We start from the raw sequence: 25367 nt of genomic DNA on the forward strand, positions 1-25367 counted from the left end.
TCAACTAACAGCAGCTGCCTTGAATGACTTCGATGTGATCTTTCATCGTTGGAGCGTCGTCCGGTGTGGGATCTTCGTTCCCGGATGTATTCAGCATGGGGCCGATGCTGAGGATTGCATCCGTGGAGCCTGCATAGCATTTGGAGATCAGAACTTTGGCAGCACCGTCCGACTACCAAACTCCGGCGTTCGCGACGGGTCTGCTTGAATGGTTTTCCTGCTTTCTTTTTCGTCTTCACTCGCAACCGGAACAGTGATTCCAGTGGCCGTGATAAAGAGATTGCTCTTCTTCTTGTAAGACACCGCGATTATGTGGACACCTGGCTTTTCGTTTGGCACACGCGGGTACTCGAGGATGTAGCGCTCCCGCAACATCTGCGTGAACTCCTTGAGTCGGAGAATGGTAGTGTGCTCGTTGGCTTGCAACTCGACGCCACCGCTGTTCACGCATATCTGTTTGAACTTGTCCTCGGCGTCACCGGAGGAGGGCGGATTTTTGGTCGACAGTAGACCGAAGACAGTCTCGGAGTGGATCTGTGCATGGAACATGACGTCTTTCCAGAGGGTCTTGCTGCCGTCGTCTCCGCCATCGGTGATGGCCAGGAGTATGCGTCTGCCTGGTTGCTGGTCGAGGTCTTTGAGCACCTCGGACATAGAGTCCCATAACGGCAGTCCGGCTCTGCAGTATGGCTGAGGGATCTTATTCTCTTTCTTCAGCTTTTCGTTTTGCGTTTGACGAATCTGCCATGGCGCCATGGCTTTCTTAACCCCTTCGGCGACCGCCGCCGGATTTGCCCCGGTGTCGTAGATCGTGCGGATGAGGGTGCAATCGATGGCGTAGACCGAGACACGATCCTGGGGATGGAGAAAATCGGGCGGGAGCGCAGCGAGGGCTTCCATGAGTGACGGCAGAAGTTCGGGGTAAGGTTTGCTTGCGTCGATGAGGATTGCCAGGGAGATTGGGTCATCACCCTGCTGGCGAACGTAGGTTGGGCGAAACAGCGGCCCCGAGTCGAGGCTGATGCGGAAGCCGGATGGGTCGATCGGCTTTATTCGCTCGTAGTCGTGAGATAGGACGAGGACGGAGACTTGCTTGAGATTGGTGTAGACGCGAAGGGTGGGAGCGGAGGGAGTTGCGGGTGTTGGAGATTGTGCCGGTTGGGCGGTTGGGGTTTGCGATTGCGCGTGGCTGCTGATTGCAGCGAGCAGAAATAAGAGAGCGATAGCGCTGAAAATCTTTCTTTGGGAACGTTGCGGTTGGCTTCTCTTCTGTACGGTCTGCTGTAGCCGTTGGTCCATGGACTCGTCGACCTCTGCATCACCACTTCTACAGCGGAGATTTTATTCGAAGAGATGTGGACTTAGCATCTTTGCAACGGCGGGCTCGCCAGAAGGTGGGCCATCTATTCGCTGCGCGGGTGGCGTTGCCGTGGGATCAACTGCTGCGATGAGTTCGGCGCGAAGGCCTTTGGAGAAGTCGCCGGTGTGTAGCGGCGTGAGGTTCGCAAGCTGGAGTTGGCCGTTTTGATCGTTGAAGACGTGGTCCTCGGCCTGGGTGGTGCGATGGATCTTGTGGTGGGTGTAGGGCTCGAGCTGCATGAGTTGGGTTGCGATCTCTTCGGGGAAGAAGACCTGGCCGACGTGCGAGGTGTGACCGGCGGCGTAGGTGTTGTTTGCTTCGTGGCCGTCGATGCGGACTTTGAAGTGGATATGGTTGGTGCGGCCCATGTAGAAGCCGGGGAAGACGGTGCGAAAGTTGACGGAGCCGTCTGGCGCGGTGACTTGAATGCCGCGGAGGAAGGTGAGCTTGTCGGTGGGATGGTTTTCGGGCGGCGGGCCGAAGCCTTCGCGCGGGCCTGGGCGATTGTGTGGGTGGGTGGGGTCGAAGTTCGGCGGTGGGCCGGGCGGTTGTCCGTCGGGAGGTCCGCCTGGGGGGCCTCCTGGGCCCATGGGGTTCTGGGTGGTGTAGCCGGAGTAGAGGCCGAGGGCGTCGCAGTGCCAGATATCGACGGCAGCGTTGGTGAGTGGTTTGCAGGTGCGGGCGTCGAGGACTGCGATGCGAAGTTGGAGGGGGATGCCTTGGCGGTCTTCGACGATGTTTGAGCGGAGCAGTTCGTCGGCGACGTAGTAGGGGCCGACTTCCTGCTCGGGTGTGAGCTTGCAGACGTCGGAGTTTTGCAGAAGGCCCAGGGCAAAGGCTGCGCGCTGCAGTTCAAGGGTTGTCGCGAGGGCGATTGTGTTGGTGAGGAATGTGCGGCGACTGAATGCGGTTGGATTCTTCATGTCCCTCTTGTGAGCAGGTGCAAGACTCACACGTGTAGACGCGGTTTTTGGCGACGCGACGACAGGGATACCGACATTTGGCGATTCCTATACAGCGCTAACCTGGGTGGGCGGCGAGGAATTTTTTGTACTCGCGGTCGAGGGAGTTCATGAGGGAGTCGACGAGGGTGAGTTGGCCCTGGAGGACTTCGATCTTCTGCTTGATGTCGTTGGCCTGGCCTTCGGTTGGGTCGGGATCGTCGTTGCTGATGTTCATGAAGGGAGCGAGGCTGATGATGGCGTCGCGTGCGGCCTGGTGTTCTGCGTCGTTCAGTTCAGTCTGGGTGCTGTAGATGTTGGAGTACTCTTCGGCCTGAGAGTAGGGCATGTAGGAGAGAGCGGTGGTTGACTGAACGGTCTTCCAACTTACGTCGTCGAAGGTGCGGATGCCTAAGCCGAGCGTCATGTTGTTCTTATCGGGGGCCTTGTGATTTTTGATGATGTATTTGAGGACAATGACATCGTGTTTGAGGTCGTCCTGGTTCTTGTGTAAAGCGGTGATGGATTCGGCCAGCCCTTTGGCGTTGTTCTCGATCTCGGTGTGCAGGCTGGCTTCGGCCTCGTGGACGAGGTGGCGATGGTGTTGCCACTCGACGAGACCTTCGAGGCTGAGAGCGATGAGAAGGCCGATGGTGATGGTGAGGAGATGAAGCAGAAAGTCTCGCCAGCCATGAATTGGTTCATGGGGAGGGTGCACATCGATCACGGAAGGGACCTCGTCGAGATTCACTGTGGTTAGCGTAGCAAATCGATGTTTGATCGCACAGAGTGATGGGCATTTTTGATTGCGTCGAGGGTCGGGAGATACTCACTGGCAGTTGAGATCGGTTTGCGTGACGCTCGCGTTGATGAGCTGCGAAGGTTCTGTTGGGCTGCGGAGTTGGATCCAGGCGATCAGAGCGAAGCCTCCCATGACGAAGACGGAGACGAGAACGTTGGCGCGGAGGATGTCTGAGGTTAGCCATTGTCTGCCTGAGGGATCGGTGATTGCGGCTGGAGTTCCGGGTTGAGCGATGAGGAGAATGTTTCCGATTGCGGCTGCGGCGTAGAAGAGCACGGGGAGACGCCAGAGTTGGGACGGGAGCGGCTGGGTGGGTTGTCTTCGCAGGTAGAGCGCGAAAGCTTGATAGAAGACGTAGGTTGTGAGAGACCAGCCGAGGAAGTTGCTGATCGGTACGCCGAAGTAGGAGCCTCCCTGCTTCCATAGCCAGGCATGGTCGATGTTGGCCCAGACGGGGTCCATGGAGAGATCCCATGCCACCATGATGCTGCTTGCGATCAATGGGAGAAGGACGATGCGGAAGCCACGCGGTTGTTCGGTTTTGTGGCCGAGAATGGCAAGAGCGAGGATCCATGACAGATAGCCCATCCCGAGATAGGCGAGGGCCAGGAGGATGGGGAGCTGGAAGAGCTTTGGGCCCATGAGATCGGTGAAGTAATAGTGGCCGAAGGGGAAGCCGGTTCTCAGGCTGAGGCTTTCGAAGAATGTCCCGCTGCCGAGACAGAGTGTCGCGAAGATCAGGATGCCACGCAAGCGATAGAGGAAACCTCCATGGAGCAGCGCGAAGGCTGCGGGAGGGAGTACGTGGAGGACGACGATGAGGAGAGTGGGAACTCTGTCCGCATAGAGCTGGAGGATCCGCCCCACCGCGTATAGGAGGAGAAGAAGCGCGAGGAGATTGCGGGTTAGGCGATTTTCTCTGTTGTCTTCCGTGTCTTTGGCGAGGGGTGGCATGGGGGAATTCTATGCTTTGGCGGGGCTGGATTCGCTGCGAGTGGGGCGATTCGCTTGATTTGTAACCAAAAGTGTGATATAATACTAAAGGCTACTTTATCGTGACGATGACAGTGGCACTTCCGACGTTTTGAGGAGATGAGATGGAGAACTTTGGCAAAGGGATGAGGGATTTTCTCGAGCGGTTTGAGAGGAATGCGAACTCAGGCGATGTCGATGATGTCGTTGCTCAGTTTGCGGATGTCTTTTTGAAGGCGGATCCGGGTGGCACTCATCCTGTGTCGTCTTCGGCATTGCGGATGGCGATTCCGCAGAGGAAGAAGATGTTTGAAAGCTCGGGATACGGTGCTACGACGCTGGCTTCGGTGAAGGAGACGAAGCTGGATGATCGGTACGTGCTGTTGCAGACGGAGTGGCTGATGAGGTTTGAAGGCAAGAGCGGGACGGGCGAAGACCTTACGCTGCGCACGACGTTTCTGGTTCATTGCTCGGATGAGGGGGCGAAGATTGTTCTTTATTTGAGCCACGAAGAACCTACGCCGGTTCTGCGTGGCAGAGGCTCCGGCGTAGGTGAGTGTTAGCTTGGCGCCGACGATCATTTCGTGATGAGGAGATTCAAGAACGTCGAAGAAGCGAAGGTTGGATTGGTCTCGACTTTGGATGCACTCTCTTCAAGGTTGATAGGTCCACATGTCGTTTTGGAAGTACCCTAGCCCCTCTGCCTGCTGGGCGGCGGTTGTAGTGGGTGTGTTTCCGCCGAAGAGCCAGAGTTTACCGGCTGCATCGGTCCAGCTAACTTCGTGGAAGCGCGCTTCCGGAGTGTTACTGGCTGCGGGCGTTCCCAGGATTCCGTATGTCCCCGCTTGGTCTGCAGCGCTTGATCCGGCAACCCAAGTCCATTGGCCAGCACTGAACTTCCACACGTCGTCGCGGTAGTCGGTAGAGCCGGAGGAGTTATAGGCGCCGCCGCCGAAGAGCCAGAGGTTTCCCGAGGCGTCGACCCAACTGACACCACTGTTTCTGGCGCGTGGGACGTTGCCGGGTGAAGCGATGCCCTGGTTTCCGTAGACACCTGGCTGGTTGATCAGGTTTGACCCGGAGATCCAGGTCCATTGGCCGTTGCTGAACTTCCAGAGATCGTTGAGGAAGCCGCGGTTGCCCTGGGAGTCGTAGCCGTTTCCGCCGAAGAGCCAGAAGTTTCCGGAGGCATCCGTCCAGGTAGACTGTTCTCGCCCTCCGGGAACATTGGTCGGGCTGGCGGTGCCCTGAGTGCCATAGACTCCGGATTGGAGACCCACGTTCGATCCTTGCATCCATGTCCATTGTCCCGCGCTGTACTTCCAGAGGTCATTGAGATATCCCGGTGTTCCGGTGGAGTCGAGAGCATCTCCACCGAAGAGCCAGAAGTCTCCGGTGGGACCAAGTGTGCCGTAGTTCCCTGATTCGTTGCCAACATTGGAACCTTGCACCCATGTCCATTGTCCGGCGGTGTACTTCCAGAGATCGTTGAGGTGGTCTAGAACGCTGAAGTTCGGTGTTGAGCCGTTGAAGGCGTAGCTTGCGCCACCAAAGAGCCAGAGTTTTCCGGAAGTATCGACCCATCGAGTCGCTCCATATCGATGAGTGTACCGGGACATGCGTTACGTTGTGGACCTGAGACATCCGTTACAAGCCCCTTGCGGTGGTGATGGTTCGACTTGAGGGCATCGGAAGACATATATCCAGTCGTCGAGGCCGTGGGAATGTGGGAATCCCGAAGGGATTTCCAAAGAGTGTGGGAAGATTCTCTCTCGCACTTCAAGCATTTTTTTCTCTTTAGGGGTGTCCAGAGGGGATATTTCTCTTTTAGCCAGGGATGATGGCGGGCAGGAGCGCGGGGAAGAGTTTGCTTCCGTCGTAGGGTGTTTCACTGCGAAGCATCCCGTAAATGGCATGGAGCAGCTTGCGAGCGACGGCGATGATCGCCTACAGCTTGGCCTTGTGACGACTCAGGAGTGTTTCGTAGAACGCCTTCAGGTGGGGATCGAGACGAACGGCAACCAGGGCAGGCATGTAGAGCGCGCGACGCAGATACCGATTGCCAGCCCGACTCATGCGGGAGGGCTTGTGCACCGAGGTTCCCGAGATCTGATGTACCGGGTCCAGGCCGCTGTGCGCCACCCACTGCCGCACCGACATCTCCGGTGAGAGCGATGAGAGTTCGCCCAGCAACTGAACCGCGCTGATCTCGGCGATTCCTGGGATGCCGATGAGCAGCTCGAACCGCTTCCGGATCGTTTCATCGCTGCGAACCAGTTCTCTCGCCTCGCGGCGGAACCGCAGGATGCGCCGATTGAGCGAAGCCATGGAGCGCTTCAGGTCGTTCACCACGCAGCGCGGTGTCGCCGCTGATTTCTCTGCGGCGTGGAGGCGGTTGTTTTGCCGTGTGTATTCTGCTGTCAGACCGAGGAGATGGCGGCTGATGGTGCGCAGTTGCAAGCTATTCAGACTCGGGGCGCGCCACGGCGTAAAGGGCATACGTCGGCTATATTCGGCCAACGCCTGCGCATCCGCTGAGTCGGTCTTCGACCGTCGCAGTGTCTGCGCGAAGCGATGGACCAGCTTCGGGTTCAGCACTGCGACCTCGATGCCATCCGCCCGATCCAGCGCCATAGCCAAGTCCAGCGAGTAGATGCCGGTTGCTTCCAGCGATACTCTCACCCGCGCCTTGCGCTTGTGCAGCCAGGCGATCAGGGCCTTGTGTCCGCTGGCGTTGTTGTTGAAAACGCGTTGCTCGAACCGTTGATCTTCCTGATGAACGACTGCGGTAAGAGTCGCGGCACTCACATCGATGCCGCAAAATACGGTGGACTGTTTGGATGGATTCGGCTTGCTCATAAAGCTCCTTGAAGGTACGATCTGTCTCGGCTGCCGCCCCTGTCCGCGTCAACGGGCTTACTCTTCGCGCCGCCCTTGAACATGCAGGCTCTAAGGCCTCCGATTCTCCACGGCGTAAAAAGAGAGGGGCGGGGGCCTCTCTTCGCCATCAGGCTCAGACAAAACTGGCCTCGGGTGGGAGCGGCCTCTCCGCCGAAACGTGAACCTATCGTCACGCCTCAAATCGCAACATACAAGGGTGGGAAGCCGGATTCATGGCTTTCCATGCTTTCCATACTCTGCCATTTCCATGGCCTGTTTGCCCGGCGACCCAGATAAATCAGCTACGCCACCTGGCGCAATACACCGCACCCGCCATGACCGCTTATCGTGATCGGTTATCAATGAGTGCATTGGCGATTTCCCACCATTTGACCTTGCTGCGGGAGGAATCACAACTATTCGTAGTTGCCGAAAAGCCAGTATTTTGTGCAGTTGGATTTACGAACCGATCCAGCCCAACACAGATTGTTGGCAAATTGGGTGAAAACGAACCCGCACCGAAGCGGCCCACATGAACCTCTAACCCGACACTTACATCTTCCACGCCCCTACCTCGAATGATGGCTTGGTTTAGCGTAGGCGGCCGGTGGTATCTGGTGCTCATGAAAACCACTTTTTCGGGTGGCGGACGGCGCGGCGACGAGTGGTATCTTCAGTGCATAGATGATGTAGATTTCAGTTAGGCGGTTATGGCAGCTTCAGGAAAAATCAGGGTGCTCTGCGTTGACGATCATCCGCTTGTTCGCGATGGCATCGCATTCGCGCTGCAGCAGCAGAGCGACATGGAACTCGTGGCGCAGGCAAAGAACGGGATCGACGCGATCGCGGCGTTTCGACAGCACCGTCCAGACGTGACCTTGATGGACCTGCAGATGCCGCAGATGAGCGGGATCGATGCGACGGCTGCCATTCGCAGCGAGTTTCCCAATGCGCGCATTGTCATCCTCACTACTTATTCTGGAGATATCCAGGCTTCGCGCGCGCTCAAACTGGGGGCCGTCGGCTACTTGCTCAAGGGCATGTTGCGCACCGAGCTAATTGATACCATCCGCTCCGTGCACGCAGGCCACCGGCGAATTCCACCCGAGATCGCTTCGGAGATTGCAGAGCACTACAGCGCCGACGCGCTCTCCGACCGAGAGATTGAAGTGCTGCGCGTGGTTGCATCCGGATGCTCGAACAAGATCGTCGCAGACAAGCTTTTTATCTCCGAAGATACGGTGAAGGGACACATGAAAAGCATCCTTGCCAAGCTGCAGGCGAATGATCGTACCCACGCCGTCATGATCGCGATGAAGCGCGGCTTCCTCGAGGGCTGAGTTTAGACGAGCGGCTTCAAGTTCCCAAGTACCGTCGGGATCAGTTCAGCGACTGTAGGGTGAATGTGCATCGCGCGCTGGAGCAGTGAGGTAGGCATGCCAGAGTACATTGCGGTAAGAATGCAATGGATCGCTTCGTCGCCTCCGGTCCCCAGGATGGACGCACCCAGAATCTCCTTGCTCTCCGCGTCGACCAGTAGCTTGATGAATCCGTGCGTCTCACTCTTCTCGATGGCGCGGCTCACCTTGGTCATCGGCCTTATTCCGATCAACGCAGCTCGTCCGCGCTGCCGTACTTGACGTTCGGTCATGCCGACTTGCGCTAACGGCGGATCAATGTACAGCGCATGCGCCGGAATGCGATCGCTCACGTTGCGCGCATCGTTATCGAGAAGGTTTGCCGCGACAACCTCGGCGTCATTGCAGGCAGTGTGAGTAAACCCGCCGCGTCCGTTGCAGTCGCCAAGCGCCCATATTCCCGGGACGGCGGTTTGGAGCTGGTCGTCGACCGGAATGTAGCCGTGTTCGTCAACAGCGATGCCGGCAGCTTCCAAACCGAGGTCGTCTGTGTTCGGCGTACGTCCCATCGCCAGCAGAATGTGCGATGCCGGAACCTCCAGCTCACCGTCAATGCTGTTGACGCCCACCGAGACGTCTTCGCCATCGAAGCGCAGTGAAATGCAATCCGCGTTAAGACGCACTTCAATCCCTTCCGCTTCCAGTATCCCTTGCACCGCGTTCGAAACATCCTCGTCCTCATCGGCGACGAGTCGTGCCGCGCGTTCAATGACTGTGACCTCGGATCCGAAGCGCCGGTATATTTGCGCAAACTCGAGCCCTGCGTAACCTCCGCCTACGACGGCCAGCTTAGGTGGTAGTGAGTCGAGCGCCAGGATCGTCGAGCTTGTCAGGTAGGGAACCGTATCGATACCGGGCAGGTTGGGAATGGCAGGCCGCGAGCCGACGTTAAGAAAGATATGTGGCGCGGTGAGCAGTTCGTCTCCAACCCGAAGCTGAGATGGGGAGACGAAGCGCGCGGCGCCCTGGTAGATCGTGCAACGCTCCATCTGGCGTAGGCATTGCTGCACACCCTCTCGCGACTCCGTGACAATGGCCTCTATGCGCTGTCGGACGCGTCGCATATCCATCATCACCGCGATGCTCGGGACAACCCCGAAGTCTTCGGCACGCCGGTTCAAGTGCGCTGCATAAGCGCTCGCAACCAGCGCCTTGGTAGGCGTGCAGCCGGTGTTCACGCAGGTTCCGCCGAATAGCTTCCTCTCCACCAGCGCAACTGTCCAACCGGCGGCTGTAAGCCTTCCGGCGAGCGCAGGACCTGCTTGCCCGGCACCAACGATGATTGCGTCATAAGCTGCCATCAATCTCTTGCTTCTTTCTTCGCGCGCATTGTGCCGGCTATCGACCGAGCGAATATTCATTCCAAGTTATCTCTGCAGCTCCCGCCCGTCACCACCCGATGGGGTGGTCTTCCGCCGATTTTTTGTGTGAGGCGATACCGGTTGCTTCACCCCATGAGGTAGTCACTTTTCACTACTTCCGGGTGGCCCGTGTTGCGTGGAATCCGGCCATACTCCACTACGAGCTGACCCAAGTCAGCACCGCAGCAATACCGATCCCTCGTGTCGAATGCTCGCATCGGCATGAGCTCACTCACTGATCCACAACCTCAAAAGGAGAACAGCATGCTCAACGAAAACGTTCACATCGCACAGACGCCTACCCCCGCGGTAAAGAACGTCGTCCTCGTCCATGGCGCCTTCGCCGATGGGACGAGCTGGTCCAAGATCATTCCTATCCTCGAATCCGAGGGCTATCACGTCGTCTCCGTCCAAAACCCTCTCACCTCGCTCGCCGATGATGTGGCCGCCACGCGGCGCGCGATCGCGCTGCAGGATGGTCCTGTCATTTTGGTCGGCCACTCCTGGGGCGGTGCGGTCATCACGCAGGCAGGCGACGATCCCAAGGTTGCAGGTCTCGTCTACGTCGCGGCTTACGCGCCTAATGTCGGCGAATCAGCCAACCAGGCGAGCACTCCCTTTGGCGTCACCGAAGGACAGAAAGCTATTCGCGTCGACAGCGAGAAGTTCGCCTACATGACCTCGGACGGTATTCTCAACCACTTCGCGCAAGGGCTTCCCATGGAAGAGCGCCGCGTAGTGCTTGCCGTTCAGGGACAGAGCTATGGCCCCATGTTTGACGAGAAGCTCACCGTCGCCGCATGGCAGACGAGGCCCTCATGGGTCGTCATCGCGGCGGATGATCAGATGCTTCCGCCGGCAATGGAAGAGGCTTCAGCGCAGCGTCTGGGCGCCACTACGACGACCCTCCCAACCTGCCACCTCGCGATGCTCCAGCAGCCAGTCGAAGTAGCTGCGGTGATCGATCAGGCTGCAAAGACCGCGTTGCGCAAATAACGCCACAACCTGCAAAGGAGAACTGCCATGTCAAGCCAACCACTCAACACCGATGCAGAAGCCAAAGCGTCCTCTTCGACACACGTCAAGAACATCGTTCTGGTGCACGGTGCATTTGCAGACGGATCAAGCTGGTCGAAGGTGATCCCGCTCTTGCAAAAGATGGATTACCACGTCGTCACCGTGCAAAACCCAATGACCTCCCTGGCGGATGAAGTCACCTTTACGAAGCGAATCATCGCGCTTCAAGACGGCCCACTCATTCTCGTGGCCCACTCTTGGGGTGGTGCTGTGATCACGCAAGCCGGCGACGATCCAAAAGTCGCCGGGCTCGTCTACATCACGGCTTACGCGCCCGAGGTCGGAGAATCTTCGAATGATGCAGGGACCCCGTACGGCTGGACCTCCGGGCAGAAACAGATTCGTCTCACCGCGGACAAGTTCGCCACACTGACCACCGAGGGCATGCTGAACTACGTTACCGAAGGCCTGCCCATGGAAGAACGTTTGCTTGCGCTAGCAACCCAGGGCCAGAGCTACGGCCCCATGTTCGACGAGAAGCTGACGGTTGCTGCGTGGAAGACGAAGCCTAACTGGGCTCTCATCTCCACCCAGGACCAGATGCTGGCGCCTGCGATGGAAGCCATGATGGCGAAGAGAATGGGCGCCGTTACCGTGTCTATCGATAGTTGCCACATGGTCATTCAGCAGGCGCCAGTGGAAGTGGCAGCCATCATCGATCAGGCGGCCAGGAACGCGCTCAACAACCACCCGAACGAGTAGCTTGCAAAACCCCCTTGGTGAGGTGTTCGTACCACGCGAGCGGGGCCAGAATCACTTTCAGAAAGAAGAAACCGACTCAGTATCAACAAAGCCGAGTCTCCAGACAAACGCACCAGTCACCGCAAGAATCGAGGAGATCATGAGCACACTTACTTTGAAAGACGGAACTACCATTTACTACAAGGACTGGGGCACCGGTCAGCCAATCACCTTCTCTCACGGCTGGCCGCTGAATGCAGACGCCTGGGATGCCCAGATGCTGTTCTTCGGCAACCTCGGCTATCGCGTCATCGCCCACGATCGCCGCAGCCACGGCCGCTCCAGCCAGACCTGGGATGGCAACGAGATGGACACCTACGCCGACGATCTGGCCGAGTTGTTCGATGCGCTGGACCTGAAGGGTGCAATCATGGTGGGCCACTCCACTGGCGGAGGCGAGGTAGCACGCTACATCTCGCGCCATGGTTCGAGTCGCGTCGCAAAAGCTGTCCTCATCAGCGCTGTGCCGCCGATCATGGTGAAGTCCGAACAGAACCCCATCGGCACTCCGATTGAGGCGCTCAATGCGATTCGCGACGGCGTCGTCAATGATCGTTCTCAGTTTTACAAGGACCTCTCACTCCCGTTTTTCGGCTACAACCGGCCGGGCGCGGCGATCTCCGAAGGCGTGCGCGAGAACTTCTGGTTCGAAGGAATGCAGAGTGGCGTCAAGGGCTCGTACGACTGCATCAAGGCCTTCTCTGAAACCGACTTCACCGAAGACCTGAAGAAGATCGACGTCCCGACGCTGGTCATGCATGGAGACGACGATCAGATCGTGCCGTTCCCGGATGCCGGCGCGCTTACCGCCAAGCTGGTTCCGGATGCGACACTGAAGGTCTATGCCGGCTTCCCGCACGGTATGCCCATCACGCACGCTGATGTCATCAACAAGGACTTGCTCGAGTTTCTTAGGAGCTAGGCCACTAGAGGTCGCGGGACGCTCGCAACAGCGTCCCGCCTCCCGTCACCGCTACTTTCGCTGGAGTGCGCCATGACATCTACGCTGACTTTTTCTGAAGCAAATTCGAGCAGCTCTCAGTCCGCCGGCATCTTCCACCCTGTCCTCGCCCCCGCTCTGCTCGACCGCCTGAGGTGCTATGGCGACGAGGAGTTTGTCTCCGAATCCTCGAGCCTCTTCATCCGCGGCGAGCGTGACGTCGACTGGTTCGTCATCCTCGATGGCGCCGTCGAAGTCTTCGAAGGCGGCGGCAATGGCCGCAAAGAGAACATCGTCTCCCGCCTGACCGACGGCCAGTTTACCGGCGAACTGGATCTCCTCGACAACCGGCAGAACCTGGTCAACTGCCGCGCTGTCCAGCCCACATGGTTGCTGCGTATATGCCGTGCATCGCTGGCGCGGATCATGCGTTCAGAGACTGAGATCGCCAACCTCATCATGCAGGCTTCCATCAGCCGCAGGTTCAATCTTGTTCAGCAGGCCACCAGCGGCGTCATACTGCTCGGCCACGTATACAGCCTCGACACGATCCGTCTGCAGCGATTTCTTACGCGCAACGGCTATCCCTATCGCATCATCGACGCCGAGCTGGATCGGGACGCGGAGGTCCTCATCCGGACCTTCGAGCTTACGCAGGCCGGCCTGCCCGTCGCTCTTCTGCCTGACGGACGCGTCCTGCGCAATCCCTCGATCACCATGCTCGCCGATGAGCTCGGCCTCACCGACCTGCGAGACAGCGCCGTCGTCTACGATGTCGCGATCGTCGGCGCGGGTCCTGCCGGTCTCGCCGCAGCCGTCTACGCCGCGTCTGAAGGCCTAGCAACCATCGTCATCGAAGGCGCCGCTCCGGGTGGACAAGCCGGTACCAGCTCCCGCATCGAGAACTACCTCGGCTTCCCTACTGGTGTCTCCGGTCAGGAACTGTCGGAGCGCTCGCTCGTACAAGCGCAAAAGTTCGGGGCACACTTCTCCATCTCGCGCGAGGTGCTCAGCATGAGCAAGTCCGACGGCATCTATCGTCTGGAGATAGAAGACGCTCCCGCTGTCAGTGCACGCACCGTCGTCATCGCTACCGGCGCTCGTTACCGCAAACTCGACGTCCCGAACTATCACCGCTTCGAGTACCAGGGAATTCACTACGCGGCTACGGCGATGGAAGCCGGTCTCTGCCACAACGAAGAGATCGTCGTTGTGGGCGCAGGCAACTCAGCCGGACAAGCGGCTCTCTTCCTTGCGCAAACCGCGAAGCATGTTCATCTGATCGTTCGCGGTCGCAGCTTGCAGGCCACCATGTCGGACTATCTCGTCCAGCGCATCCTTGCCTCCAGCCAGATTGCCGTGCATCTGCAGGCCGAGATCGTTGGCATGGATGGAGCTGATCGCCTTGGCACCGTAACGGTTCGCGATAATGTGCACCACACATCCAAGACACTCAAGATCTCGCATGTCTTCGTCATGATCGGCGCCAGTCCAAACACTGCCTGGCTCCGCGACATGCTTGCCATGGACGACAAAGGTTTCATCTTCACCGGCAGCAGCGCTTCCTCGAGCGCCTTCTTCGGCACCAACGTCGAAGGGGTCTACGCCGTGGGAGATGTGCGCTGTGGTTCGGTCAAACGCGTCGCCTCCGCGGTCGGAGAAGGGTCCGTCGTGGTCTCCGACATTCACAGGCATCTCGCAGCCTCGAAGCTGTCACAGCAGGAAGGAGAAAAACCCGGCCTGCCTCTTGCCGCGAGCCTGCGGACCGTGATGCCGACCTACAGCGCCGCAACGTTATGAAGCTTACCTGTCATGCAGTACACGCGACAGAGGCAGATATCTAAAAAGTAGACGCATGATCGGAGATCTAACTCCATATGCCCGATTGGCCGGTACAGTGACTGTAATTTTGGTTCCATTACCGGTTGAACTTGTACATTCAAATTTAGCGCCAATCTTAGTCGAACGTTCTTTCATCCCGCTCATCCCCCAGTGGCCCGATCTTCCATCAGTGAGAAGAATCGGATCTATCCCTTTGCCGTCGTCCTCGCAGGAGACAACGAACGCCTTTTTACTATAGGTGATCCTGACCTCAACAACGGAAGGATCCGCATGCTGAAAAGCATTCGTAATGGCTTCGCGTCCGATGCAGAAGACTTCTTCGAGAACGATCGGATCGACGACAACCATCGGTCCCTCGGTTTGAACATGAAATCTAATTTCGCTATAGCGCGTGAGATGAGTGCCGACCGCGGCGAGGGCTTCAGCGAGCGTTAGATCCTTGAATGTGTCGGATCGGAGACTTCTGACCCGGTCCCTCCCTTCTAATAAAATCGTGTCTGCCGATTTGAGTGCATCCTCAAGCATCCTGCGGGCGCGTCCCCCTTCAGGGACTTCCTGGGAGGCGACATCAAAGCGAAGCATAAGTCCCTGTACTCCCTGCAGGAGGGTGTCATGCAGATCGCGCGCAATCCGTACCCGTTCGTCTGCGCGCTCTTCAGCCCTGATTCGCACTGTTTCGGTTACGCGTTGGATTCGCAGCATGAGTATGAGCCAAACCACAGCGGCTGTAAGAGCGAAACATGCGAGGAAGAACCACACAGTTTGGTAAAAAGCCGGCAGAACTTGAAAGCGAGTACTGGAGGGCTGACTCCAGATTCCCTCACCATTTGAGGCGAGCACGTCAAATGTATAGCGGCCTGGGCGCAGTTTTGTATAAACAGCTTCCGTTCTTGATCCGACTTCCTGCCAAGTACTATCACTTCCTTCGAGCCGGTAGCGATAGGTCACCCTTTCTGGGGCAGGAAGATTAATCCCTGCATATTTGATAACTAATGTGTTCACCCCAGGTCGAATTTGACGGTAATCGGTAAGAGTCACTCCGTCCGCAGCGACCGCCGAGATGGTTAGTACGGGAGGGATCTGATTCTGGGGTAGTCGGCTTGGATCTACGTAGAACGCGGTGCTGGAGTTAGCGAACCAGATTGTTCCGCGGGCACCGCGAACGGCTGATGGCAGGGCGTAGCTGAGAGGTGCCGGCCCAATGACACTACCTTCAGTGATAAGTTGCGACTTCATTCGGTAGGCGGGGGAGTCGAGGGCTTTGAGAAATTCAGCTTTCGGAATTCTCACCACGCCGTAGGCGACGTTCAGCCATAAATCGCCACTGTCCGCCTCAACCAGACCCGAAATTCCACGCACGTGAAGTTCGTCTTCCAAAAGTAAATGTTCAAAGGTGTCTCCGCGCTGCACTGCTATGCCATTCATGCCGCCAGAAAGAAAGCCATGACTGGTTTCAGCGAAAGCTGTGACGTCGCCCAGGCCCGGAGCTTGGAAGTCACGTCCGGAATTACCTTCGAGCTCAGTGATGGCGCCGTTGGCATAGCCTGCCCAGAGTCTTCCTGCCCGATCCCTGAAGATAACATTCCGTCCCTCCTTCTGAATCGCAGGAACGGCGACTTGAGACCATGTTCCACGTTGCCATCGCCAGAGGTCCACGGCATTGCGAAAGGTAACGAAGATGGATCCATCACTTGTTTCTATAACTTGCTTAGCCGAGGATGGCCGCATCCCTTCGGGGAGGGGGATGTGTGTGGTTGTTTTACGATCAAACCTTCCGATTCCTTGATCATCGGTGAACCAGATGACGCCGCTGGGGCCGCAGTAGACGGAGTCCATCTCATATGTTTTCTTTATGCGAGTGATCGTCTGTCCGTCGCGGATCGAAATCAGTGGAGCAAGAGGCACTCCTATCCACACTTCGCCGTCCGAACAACTCGTGACCATCATGCGCCGGTCTGATATCGGGACGTTTTCGGGTTGAATCAGCTTGGGCTGCTCGAATCGATCCAGGCCACGCATGGTTCCTACCCAGATATCTCCTGAGGCATCTTTGAACATTGCGGTGGCACTATCTGTACTCAATCCCTGATCGTGCCCAAACCATTTGAACTGTTTGTCCTGATCCACCGCTATGGAAGTCGGGGCTTCTGCGATCTCTCGTGGGTTGCCCTTCAAAAGACCATAGACCGATGCAAACCATAGCTGCCCTTCCGGATCGAAGAGGAGGGTATCCGATAGTACGTGCAACCGGACCGGATATGGGGATCGATGACCCTCCACGTCGAGGCGTCTTACGGTTGGGATAGATGTCTCCGCTCCCTCTTCGCCACCAACCCAAAGGCTGCCATCTGGCGACTCGGCGAACTGTATCAACTCCCCGCCGACCTCGTCTGTCGCTTCAAACTTATCCTGGTTGGGTTCTCGTCGGTAAATCCATTTGTTAGTTCCCACCCATTGTGTTCCCGCTTTATCGAAGAACATCTTATAAACGCGTTCGGATGAGAACGGTTCGCTCGGTGACTCTCGTTGCCACCGTTCTCCGCGTAGTTGCCAAAGGTGTAGACCGGCTATGGCCCACATCGTTCCATTATTTGCTTGAAGCAGCTGATAGGTTGTATCTGGTGGAAGGCCTTCCTGTACTCCGTAGAGTTTGACATGGCCATTCCTGATTGCAGCAACCCCAGCGGGTCTGAATCCTACCCACACCGTCCCGTCACGAGCCACGCAAAGCGTTCTGATCGAGATTCGCGGCAACGGAGGCTCTCCCGAAGCGGGTCGAAAGAGAGAGAAACTTATGCCGTCGAATCGGTACAGCCCACTTCCACTACCAATCCAGAGCACTCCGTCGGTCGTCTGTCCAAGCCCGGCAATCTCTGAAGGAGCGCCCTCCCGAGCGGTCCATGACGTGTGATTGAACTGAATCAGCTTGAGTGGATCCTGTGCATTGAGCTTGTGCACTCCGGCCAGGAGGAGGACCATGTAGATGTATCTGCGGGACCGAGGCGAACGGAAGGCCCTGAGGAAGATGATCACTGTTCTCTCACCCTTCGTTCATTCAGTCATGATTGATAGTACTCACAATAAATCTTGATTCATGAGAAAGGCAATTTCACCCGAAAGTTCGAACGTAAATGACTCGCTTTTTCGACGGATGTTTGGAGCGTCCAGAGCGCATTGCTGGCTGCTGCTGATAGGTGAATTGCCCGTATTTTCGGCAAGTTCTCGGGTCACTTGGTGATATCAGACCAATGCACTCATTGGCAGGCTCAGACCACTCTACGCACAGCTCTGAAACGAAGCTCTTCGGAATTGAGTTCTCCTATCTCCATATCTCGAAAGAAGACTCTATAAAGCCCCGGTGTGATCAACTCGACTCCCAACTCTTCGAAGCGGAATACTTCGCTGATGAAGATTCTGTTCTTGTGCCAGCTAATGTCCCCGCTATTATTGACTCGTTGCAACTGGAGCCCCTTCGGGTACGTGAACTCCAGCAACTTGCGCGGCAGTCGTATCGCGCTGGGCATGTAAAGAGTTGCGGGAACTTGGTTGTTTAGCCCCTCATGCGGGCGCTCGTTGTTGAACACGTAGCGGAAGTTGTCAAAGCGGCTCTGCTGTGCTCGAAGGGATGCCGCAGGTGGTTTGGTCGTGTCCTCCTTCAAAGTGCGATGCATCCGCTCGTGGCGGCCGTTTTGTTGCGGCCGACCTGCTTGAATGCCCTCGTGCACGATCCCGAGCTTCATCCATCCGAGCGAGAGCTTCGACAGCCCCAAGAGCCCGGTGCCCGCAAACGGTGCGCCGTTGTCTGTTCTGATCCGCGCCGGCATCCCATACTCCCGCATCGCTGCTTCGCAGATCGCCTGGACCTGGCTTAGATCTATGCGCGAGACGATCTGGCAGCGAATCAAATAACGGCTATGCGCGTCCGTGATGGTGAACGGATCGCAACGCTTGCCGTCGCCGGTGGCGAAGTAACCCTTGAAATCCATGCACCACAGCTGATTCGGACCCGTGACCAGAGAGAACGGCTCTGAGCATGGCGTCGTCCGCTTTCTCTTCTTTTGAGGACTGGTCAGACCCGCGCGGCTCAGGATGTTGCCGAAGGTGCTAGCAGCAGGCCAGACCATGTCTGGCTGCAGCATCTCCAGCCTTGCCTTGAGCTTGCGCGCACCCCAGGACGGATGCTTGGCCCGAAGCACAAGGATGGTGTTCTCGATCGGCTCAAGCGTCGCGTGCGAACAACTGTGTGGCCGGCTGCTGCGATCCACGAGTCCCTCCGGCCCCGTCTCGTTGTAGCGGTTGATCCAACGGTAGGCTGTGGGACGCGAGATCCCATAGGCGCGACACAGGTCCGCTACCGACATCTCTTCCTTCTGATAACTCGACAAAAACTGCAGGCGTTGATCCATGATCCGGATCTCTTTCCAGGGCATACAACATCGTCGTATACGCCCAAATGCTGAGTATTCGTAGCCGTCGCGCTCCGCTGTAAACCATGTCTCCGGTCTGTTTTGTAACGGAAGTGCGAAGTACGCTCATCGACCAGTGGGGACGTTGTTTGGTGAGGGGGTTCCCTGGATGCCGTAAGTGCCGGGTTGATCAAAAAGCTCGGAGCCACCTACCCATGTCCATTGACCGCCGCTGTACTTCCAGAGGTCATTCAGCAAGCCGTAGCCGTCTAATACCAGAATGTTGCTGGAGGTTTGCGAGGGGGAGGCCGCACTGCCCCATCCACCGAAGAGCCAGAAGTTTCCGGAGTTATCTGTCCAGCTGACACCTTGTTCGCGCGCACCGGGGATGTTGCCGGGAGCCGCTGATCCTTGCGTCCCGTAGACACTACTCTGGTCGGGAACGTTCGCACCACCTACCCACGTCCACTGATTGTGGATAGAAGGAGTTGAGTTCGGAGTTGTAGGACCGCCACCACTGCAGCCCGTGAAGTTGAGTGACGCTATGACTGTGAAGATAGACACAAACGACTTCGTTCTGGCCCGCATCCAATTTCTCCGCGTATAAGTTGGATTTGTAACACCCACAGGTTAAAGCCGCATTTTATTTCGTCACGGTTTTTGAGGTTGGGCGAGGACTTCGGCGAGGTGCATGGGTTTTGTGTTGGTGTTTTGCGTGACTTGCTCGGCGCAGCTGAAGCCGTCGGTGACGAGGATGGTGTTGGCGGCTTTGTTGCGGACGGCGGGGAGAAGGACGCGGTTGGCTAGCGTTTGCGAGACGGTGTACTTTTCTTTTTCGAAGCCGAAGGGGCCGGCCATGCCGCAGCAGCCGGAGTCGAGGAGTTCGACGTCGGCGCCGGTGAGGCGGAGGAGGGCGATCTCGTCGTGCATGCCCATGGTTGCGCGGTGATGGCAGTGGCCGTGGACGAGGATCTTCTCGTCGAGTTGCGGTGGTCTGTAATGCGGGGCGTGTTTGACGAGGAACTCGCTGAGGAGGAAGGTCTGGTCGCGGAGTTTTTGCGCGCGGGGGTCGTGGGGGAGGAGGTTGGTGAGCTCGTCGCGGAAGACGGAGGCGCAGGAGGGTTCGAGCACGACGATGGGGGTGCCGGCTTGTAGCTGCGCGGTAAGGGCGTTGAGGGTTTTGAGGAGATAGTCTTTGGCAGTGTCGAGCATGCCGAAGTCGTAGAGGGGGCGGCCGCAGCATAGGTGTTGCGTGGGCAGCGTGACGCGGAAGCCGGCGGTGGTGAGGACGTTGTGCGCGGCACGCATGGCTGCGGGGTGGAAGTAGTTGTTGAAGGTGTCGGCCCAGAGGAAGACCTCGGGGGCTTCGGCGGGGAGTGGGATGCGGCGGTCGCGGCGGCGTTGAGGATCGCGGGCGAGGCGGCGATCGGGAGTGAAGGGTTTGGAGAAGCGGGGGAAGGTGCGCTTCGGGTGGATGTGGAGGAGTTTCTTCATGACGGCGCTGATGAGTGGGGTGTGGTTGATGGTGTTGACGAGGTGTGGTGCGTAGGAGGCGAGGCGGGCGAAGAGATCGATTCGGCCGAAGGCGTAGTGAGAGAGCGGGCGCGACTCGCCTTCGTAGTGGTGGGCGAGAAACTCGGATTTGTAGGTGGCCATGTCGACCGAGACAGGGCACTCGGACTTGCAGGCTTTGCAGGCGAGGCAGAGGTCGAGGGACTCTTTGACCTGCTTGTTCTTCCATTGGTCGGGGAGGACTTCGCCCTGCATCAGCTCCCAGAGGAGATGGGCGCGGCCGCGGGTGGAGTGGAGTTCTTCGCCGGTGGCCATGAAGCTTGGGCACATGGTGCCGGCGTCGGTCTTGCGGCAGGCTCCCACGCCGACGCAGCGGAGATTGGCGTCGGCGAAGGAGCCGTTGTTTTCGGCGTAGGCGAAGTGAGTCTTGGGATGCCAGGGGTTGTAGTCGGCGCCGAGGCGGAGGTCTTCGTGCGGCTCGTGGGCGTCGATGAGCTTGCCGGGGTTAAGGCGGTTGGTGGGGTCGAAGAGGCGCTTGAAGGTGCGGAAGGCCTGCATGAGTTCGGGGCCGAACATCTTGGGGAGGAGAGCGCCGCGCGCCTGGCCGTCGCCGTGCTCGCCGGAGAGAGAGCCGCCGTGGGCGAGAGCGATGTCGGCGGCGCTGTCCATGAATTGACGGAATTTGAGGATGCCTTCGGGAGTTTCGAGGTCGAAGTTGTGGCGCATGTGGACGCAGCCTTGGCCGAAGTGGCCGTACATGGGGCTGCGGTAGCCGTATTCGTTCATGAGCGCGAAGATGGCGCGGAGATAGCTGCCGAGTTGGTGGGGATCGACGGCGGCGTCTTCCCAACCCTCCCATCCGGTACCGACGCCGGGGATGAAGGCGGTGGCGCCGAGGGCGGACTCGCGAACGCGCCAGACACTCTTGGCTTCGGCGGAGGTGTAGATGCGTGTGGTTGCTTCGGCGGGAATGGTTTTGAGGTAGGCGGCGAGAGCGCGAGCCTTAGCGTTGGCCTCGGGTTGGGTGTCGGCGCCGAACTCGACGATGAGGAAGCCGTTGCCTTCCGGGAGGAGAGTGAGCTCTTCGGCGAACTTCTGCTTGCGGCGCATGGCATCGAGGAGGAGACCGTCCATGCCTTCGAAGCCGATAGGTTTGTGCTCGAGGATCTGTGGGACGTAGTCGGCGCCGAGGAAGATGTCGGGGAAGCCGACGCCGACGAGGGTGCGGCAGGGTGGAGATTGGACGAGCTCCAATGTTGCGCCGAGGATGATGGCGCAGGTGCCTTCGCTGCCGACCATGGCGCGGGCTACGTTGAAGGAGTTTTCGGGGAGGAGCTCGTCGAGGTTGAAGCCGGAGACTCGGCGGGGGATGTTGGGGAACTTCTCGCGGACCTGGTTCGCGTAGGTGTCGCGGAGGGATTTCAGAGTGGCGTAGATCTCGCCGACGCGGCCGCCGGCTGCGATGTTGGCGGCGAGCTCGGCTTCGGTGGTGGGGCCTACGGTGAGGCGGGTGCCGTCGTAGAGGAGTAGGTCGAGGGATGCGATGTTGTCGACGGTCTTGCCGCCCATAAGACCGTGAACGCCGCAGGAGTTGTTGCCGATCATGCCGCCTATGGTGCATCGGCTGTGGGTGGCGGGGTCGGGGGCGAAGGTGAGGTGGAGTTTTTCTGCGGCGTCGCGAACGCGATCGAGCACGATGCCGGGCTGGACCTGAACGGTGCGGTTCTGCACGTCGATCTCGCCCATGCCGTTCATGTATTTGGAGAAGTCGAGGATGACCGCGGCGTTGCAGCCCTGGCCGGCAAGCGAGGTTCCTGCTCCGCGGGTGAGGACGGGCGCGTTGAAGCGGCGGCAGAGAGCGACGGTGGTGATGACGTCGGCTTCGTCGCGGGGGATGACGACGCCGATGGGGATGTGGCGATAGTTGGAGGCGTCAGTGGAGTAGAGGGCCTTGGAGGCGGGGTCGAAGCGGACTTCGCCGCGGATCTGCTCGCGGAGGAGTGAGGCGAGTTCGTCGGCGTCGGGGAAGGTGTCGTGTGCGCGGGCGTGGGAGCTCGGCAGGACGACGAATGGGGAGGTGGACATAGGGCTTAACTATACGTCGGCAAACAGTGGACTTTGAAGGAAGATAGAAACGTTGAACAGGCGGCGACAATGCTTTTGCGGCTTTGGCTTGAGCCAGACTTTATCTGCGCAGTTTATTGAATCAGACGCAGGTCGATCGAGTCAGCCATCGCCTTGTATCCGGCATCGTTGGGATGGAGATGGTCTTTTGAGGCAAAGCGCGGCGACAGTCTGCTGGGATGTTCCGGGTCGCGCACTACGGTGTCGAAGTCGATGACGGCGTCGAACGAGCCGCTGGTCCTGATCCATTTATTTATCGCTTGCCTCATCGTCTCCTTCGAATCCGAGTAGTAGCCAGGAAGAACGACGCCTTCGAATGGGGTGAGAGTGGCTCCAATCAGCCGGATGCCGCGGGCGTGGGCGCGGGCGATGAGTTGTCGGTATGCGCCGATGACGTCATCTGCGGTGCGAATGTCCGCGGGATCAGCGAGGTATTCCCCGCCGAGCTTTGCGCCGGGAAAGCAGATGTCATTCATCCCTTCGAGAAGCACGATGTGGGTGATCCCTGGCAGAGCCAGAGCGTCGCGATCAAAGCGAGCGAGGGCACTGACGCCGAAGTCGTCGCTCAACAGGCGGTTCCCTGCGATGCCTTCGTTGACGACAGCCAGCTTCGGGCTCGAGGGCAAGCTTCCGAGGCGACGAGCGAGATCGTCTGGCCAGTTGTGGTCCGCATCAACGGTAGATCCATCGCCGTCAGTCACTGAGTCGCCGAACGCTACCAGTAGGCGCTGGGACGGCTGCGCCGGAACGAGCACGGCACTGACCAGGATTGACGACTCGGTTTGAGCCCCGCCTTCTATCGTCTCTGCGTGAGTGTAGTCGCCACGTTGTGACACCACCGCGTGTTTGAGCGCCAGCCCATGGATCGTCGGAGTGGCGACGCGTTTGGGAAAGTAGAGGCTGAGAGTGATTTCTCCTTCTTGGGTGATGGGAAGAGTTACCGGGTCACTGAGGATTGGTGCGCCTGCAGGGATCGTTACCGAGTTGCTGCCATTGAAAGTAATAGTGTGAATCGAGCTTGTGCTGACACTCGCCGGACTGGTCGGTAATGCGACGGTCGCCGAACCGATGACGAGAGGAGTGAGGCCGAATTCGTTCGAGAGGCGAAGGCGAATACTGGTTCCACCAACGGATACACGCATGCGCTCCCGCACCGTCTGGTCTTCGATCTTGAGCAGCGGTTCGTCTGGATCGGGGCTTGCTGATTGCGGGCTAGCTGTCCAAGTGGCGACCCAGGTGTTTCGTTGTGCGTCGGCAACCTGGGAGGCGAATAGAAGAAAGCAAACGAGTGCAAAGCTCCGCAGTTCATTCATGAAAATGGAGTTCTCCCAGTGTTGAACGCTATATGGTAAAGCGACCAGCAGATTCGAGTGTTACTTCATAGGCGAATAATTTGTTGGACGCATATAGATCTCGTCGACGTTTTCTATCAACTTTTCGGCGTTCTCGGACTTTCGATATTTTTGAAACGCCGGGTCAGTGTGGAATGCGTTCCAGTTCTTTTCTGCCGCCTCCCGACTCGAATGAGCGACGAGGTAGATGAAGGTGTTGTTCCACGCAGGATCTCCGTTGGGTACCCAGTAACCGACGACGTCGAGATCGTGCTTGGCGAGTAGCTTTGCTGCGTCGCTAAAACGTGACTCAAGAGCGGGCACCTTGCCCGGTACAGCGTGATAGATATCGAGCTCGAAGACGCGATTGCTGTCGGCCTCCACTTGCTGCAGGTGCGTCAAGCGGGCTGTGAAGAGCGATCCGGCGGCAAACGAGATAAGTGCAATGCAGCATACGGTCGAACCTTTGAGACTCCAGCGATTGAGCGCAGCGAAGGGTGGTTTGTAGCTCATCTTTATGGAATCTCTTGAGTCTCTGGTTTATTTTTCGATGCTTCGATCTACGTCAGGAGCTAGGCTTTACCCGTTGCGGTCATTTTGAAGATGGCTTGTGCGTTGGAGCTGTCGAAGCCGAGATCGAGTTTTTGTTTGCCGTCTTCTTCGGGGAGCGGGAGGCGGGTGATGAACTCGTAGAAGGAGCCGTTGACCTCTTTGGAGACGAGAGCACCTTCGGGGGTGTGGAACTTGCGCTGAACCTTGGCGGCGAGGAAGGCGGTCTGGCGGACGCGGCCGGATTGTGAAGTTTCGACGGCGGCCTTCATGGGCTGGCCGAGGGCTTTCTGTTCTTCGGCGAGTTGATCGACGTCGGGGACGCGGTCGGTGGCGTGGTTGAAGGCGTTGCCTTCGGTGGAGATCCAAGCCATCTCGGGGGATTCGGCGAGAAGGATCTCGTAGTCGGCGAGGGTGGGCTCGGTGTGCTGGCGCTCGAAGACGGAGGCGAGGACGGGGAGAAGTGCGACGGACTCGTCGATGGTGAGAGAGCCGGTGGATTCGAGTTTGTCGAGGAGCGATTTCGCCTGCGGAGTGATCGGGTCTTTCGAACTCGCGGTGACGCGGCGGACGGCTGCCTGGAACTCGGGGGAGAAGCGCTCGGGGTGAAGCTCGCTGAGGAAGAACTGGGCGATCTCCTCGGAGTAGTCGGCCTGGGCGTGGGAGCGGCCGGTCATCTTGAGGCGCTCGAGCGGGTAGACGCCGTTGAGTGCGTAACCGAGAGGGCGAAGGATGCGGGTGATGGCCTCCTGTCCGGCGGGGAGGCCGCCCATGCCTTCGAGTGCGACGGTGCGGACAGCGCCGTGATCGTGGAGGATCTGGCGGCCCTTGCCTAGGGTGTAGTCGGCGTAGGTCTTCGCGGTGGGGACGCGCCGAAGAAGGTCTTCGAAGAGGAGCATGTTGAGTGCTTGCGCAAGGACGGCGCGGGAGACCTGCGGGCCGGGGGCGGCGGCGATCTCGGGATGGATGACGAGCAGCTTGAAGAGGTGTTCGGTGCGGTCGGTGCCGATGATCTTGCCGAGTACTTCGCGTAGGACGCTGGTGCCTGTGCTCATTGTTTATTCCTCGTGACTGCCGGAGGGTTTCGTCCGGCCCTAACATCATCGTCAAT

Annotated in this window: 20 protein-coding genes; 6 read left to right on the forward strand and 14 right to left on the reverse strand. The window is 58.4% G+C overall.

Translation table 11 applies throughout. The features are described from left to right. Window positions 1-147: 147 nt before the first annotated feature. From RBB77_RS03940 to RBB77_RS03955, 4 genes are all read right to left on the reverse strand, one after another. The gene (locus RBB77_RS03940; protein WP_353064879.1) at window positions 148-1299 is read right to left on the reverse strand and encodes a hypothetical protein; all 1152 of its coding nucleotides are present in this window, start codon (window positions 1297-1299) and stop codon (window positions 148-150) included. Between the two features lie 42 nt (window positions 1300-1341). Further along, complete coding sequence (locus RBB77_RS03945) at window positions 1342-2283, reverse strand: intradiol ring-cleavage dioxygenase (protein WP_353064880.1); 942 nt, start codon at window positions 2281-2283, stop codon at window positions 1342-1344. Between the two features lie 97 nt (window positions 2284-2380). Then, window positions 2381-3028 (reverse strand): hypothetical protein, encoded by a 648-nt coding sequence (locus RBB77_RS03950; RefSeq protein WP_353064881.1) that lies wholly within the window; start codon window positions 3026-3028, stop codon window positions 2381-2383. A gap of 102 nt (window positions 3029-3130) precedes the next feature. Continuing rightward, window positions 3131-4057 (reverse strand): carotenoid biosynthesis protein, encoded by a 927-nt coding sequence (locus tag RBB77_RS03955; protein WP_353064882.1) that lies wholly within the window; start codon window positions 4055-4057, stop codon window positions 3131-3133. A 143-nt stretch (window positions 4058-4200) separates the two neighbouring features. On the opposite strand from RBB77_RS03955, the gene RBB77_RS03960 reads away from it, so the two are divergent. Continuing rightward, window positions 4201-4638, forward strand: coding sequence for a hypothetical protein (locus tag RBB77_RS03960; RefSeq protein ID WP_353064883.1), 438 nt, complete (start codon window positions 4201-4203; stop codon window positions 4636-4638). Window positions 4639-4728: 90 nt separating this feature from the next. Here RBB77_RS03960 and RBB77_RS03965 read toward each other — a convergent pair whose 3' ends face one another. Both RBB77_RS03965 and RBB77_RS03970 read right to left on the reverse strand, forming a co-directional pair. After that, on the reverse strand, window positions 4729-5694 hold the full coding sequence (locus RBB77_RS03965) for a hypothetical protein (RefSeq protein ID WP_353064884.1): 966 nt from the start codon (window positions 5692-5694) through the stop codon (window positions 4729-4731). A gap of 328 nt (window positions 5695-6022) precedes the next feature. Then, window positions 6023-6934 (reverse strand): IS110 family transposase, encoded by a 912-nt coding sequence (locus RBB77_RS03970; RefSeq protein WP_353064885.1) that lies wholly within the window; start codon window positions 6932-6934, stop codon window positions 6023-6025. Window positions 6935-7665: 731 nt separating this feature from the next. Between RBB77_RS03970 and RBB77_RS03975 the strand changes: the two genes are divergently transcribed. Then, on the forward strand, window positions 7666-8295 hold the full coding sequence (locus tag RBB77_RS03975; protein ID WP_353064886.1) for a response regulator transcription factor: 630 nt from the start codon (window positions 7666-7668) through the stop codon (window positions 8293-8295). Between the two features lie 2 nt (window positions 8296-8297). Here the strand turns inward: RBB77_RS03975 and RBB77_RS03980 are convergent, their stop codons facing one another. Next, window positions 8298-9674, reverse strand: coding sequence for an FAD-containing oxidoreductase (locus RBB77_RS03980; protein WP_353064887.1), 1377 nt, complete (start codon window positions 9672-9674; stop codon window positions 8298-8300). A gap of 324 nt (window positions 9675-9998) precedes the next feature. Between RBB77_RS03980 and RBB77_RS03985 the strand changes: the two genes are divergently transcribed. From RBB77_RS03985 to RBB77_RS04000, 4 genes are all read left to right on the forward strand, one after another. Further along, window positions 9999-10730: an alpha/beta fold hydrolase gene (locus RBB77_RS03985; protein ID WP_353064888.1), complete on the forward strand. Its 732-nt coding sequence runs from the start codon at window positions 9999-10001 to the stop codon at window positions 10728-10730. Window positions 10731-10757: 27 nt separating this feature from the next. Continuing rightward, window positions 10758-11513 (forward strand): alpha/beta hydrolase, encoded by a 756-nt coding sequence (locus RBB77_RS03990; protein WP_353064889.1) that lies wholly within the window; start codon window positions 10758-10760, stop codon window positions 11511-11513. A gap of 139 nt (window positions 11514-11652) precedes the next feature. Beyond that, window positions 11653-12474, forward strand: a complete 822-nt coding sequence (locus RBB77_RS03995; RefSeq protein WP_353064890.1) for an alpha/beta fold hydrolase — start codon at window positions 11653-11655, stop codon at window positions 12472-12474. 72 nt (window positions 12475-12546) lie between these two features. Continuing rightward, window positions 12547-14292 carry an FAD-dependent oxidoreductase gene (locus RBB77_RS04000; RefSeq protein WP_353064891.1) on the forward strand — a complete coding sequence of 582 codons (1746 nt, stop codon included), beginning with the start codon at window positions 12547-12549 and terminating at the stop codon, window positions 14290-14292. A 3-nt stretch (window positions 14293-14295) separates the two neighbouring features. Here RBB77_RS04000 and RBB77_RS04005 read toward each other — a convergent pair whose 3' ends face one another. The 7 genes from RBB77_RS04005 to RBB77_RS04035 form a co-directional block, all read right to left on the reverse strand. After that, window positions 14296-17367 (reverse strand): sensor histidine kinase, encoded by a 3072-nt coding sequence (locus tag RBB77_RS04005; protein WP_353064892.1) that lies wholly within the window; start codon window positions 17365-17367, stop codon window positions 14296-14298. A 233-nt stretch (window positions 17368-17600) separates the two neighbouring features. Continuing rightward, window positions 17601-18764, reverse strand: coding sequence for an IS481 family transposase (locus RBB77_RS04010; protein ID WP_434557099.1), 1164 nt, complete (start codon window positions 18762-18764; stop codon window positions 17601-17603). Between the two features lie 102 nt (window positions 18765-18866). After that, window positions 18867-19328, reverse strand: coding sequence for a hypothetical protein (locus tag RBB77_RS04015; RefSeq protein WP_353064894.1), 462 nt, complete (start codon window positions 19326-19328; stop codon window positions 18867-18869). A gap of 63 nt (window positions 19329-19391) precedes the next feature. Next, window positions 19392-22337, reverse strand: coding sequence for an FAD-binding and (Fe-S)-binding domain-containing protein (locus tag RBB77_RS04020; protein WP_353064895.1), 2946 nt, complete (start codon window positions 22335-22337; stop codon window positions 19392-19394). Window positions 22338-22450: 113 nt separating this feature from the next. Further along, on the reverse strand, window positions 22451-23689 hold the full coding sequence (locus tag RBB77_RS04025; protein WP_353064896.1) for an SGNH/GDSL hydrolase family protein: 1239 nt from the start codon (window positions 23687-23689) through the stop codon (window positions 22451-22453). Window positions 23690-23749: 60 nt separating this feature from the next. Further along, entirely contained in the window at window positions 23750-24220 is a 471-nt protein-coding gene (locus tag RBB77_RS04030) for an NIPSNAP family protein (protein ID WP_353064897.1), read from the reverse strand. Between the two features lie 59 nt (window positions 24221-24279). Next, the gene (locus RBB77_RS04035; protein ID WP_353064898.1) at window positions 24280-25311 is read right to left on the reverse strand and encodes a DUF1338 domain-containing protein; all 1032 of its coding nucleotides are present in this window, start codon (window positions 25309-25311) and stop codon (window positions 24280-24282) included. Between the last annotated feature and the right edge of the window lie 56 nt (window positions 25312-25367).

It is taken from the genome of Tunturibacter psychrotolerans, from assembly GCF_040359615.1.
In the GTDB taxonomy this organism is placed as follows: domain Bacteria; phylum Acidobacteriota; class Terriglobia; order Terriglobales; family Acidobacteriaceae; genus Edaphobacter; species Edaphobacter psychrotolerans.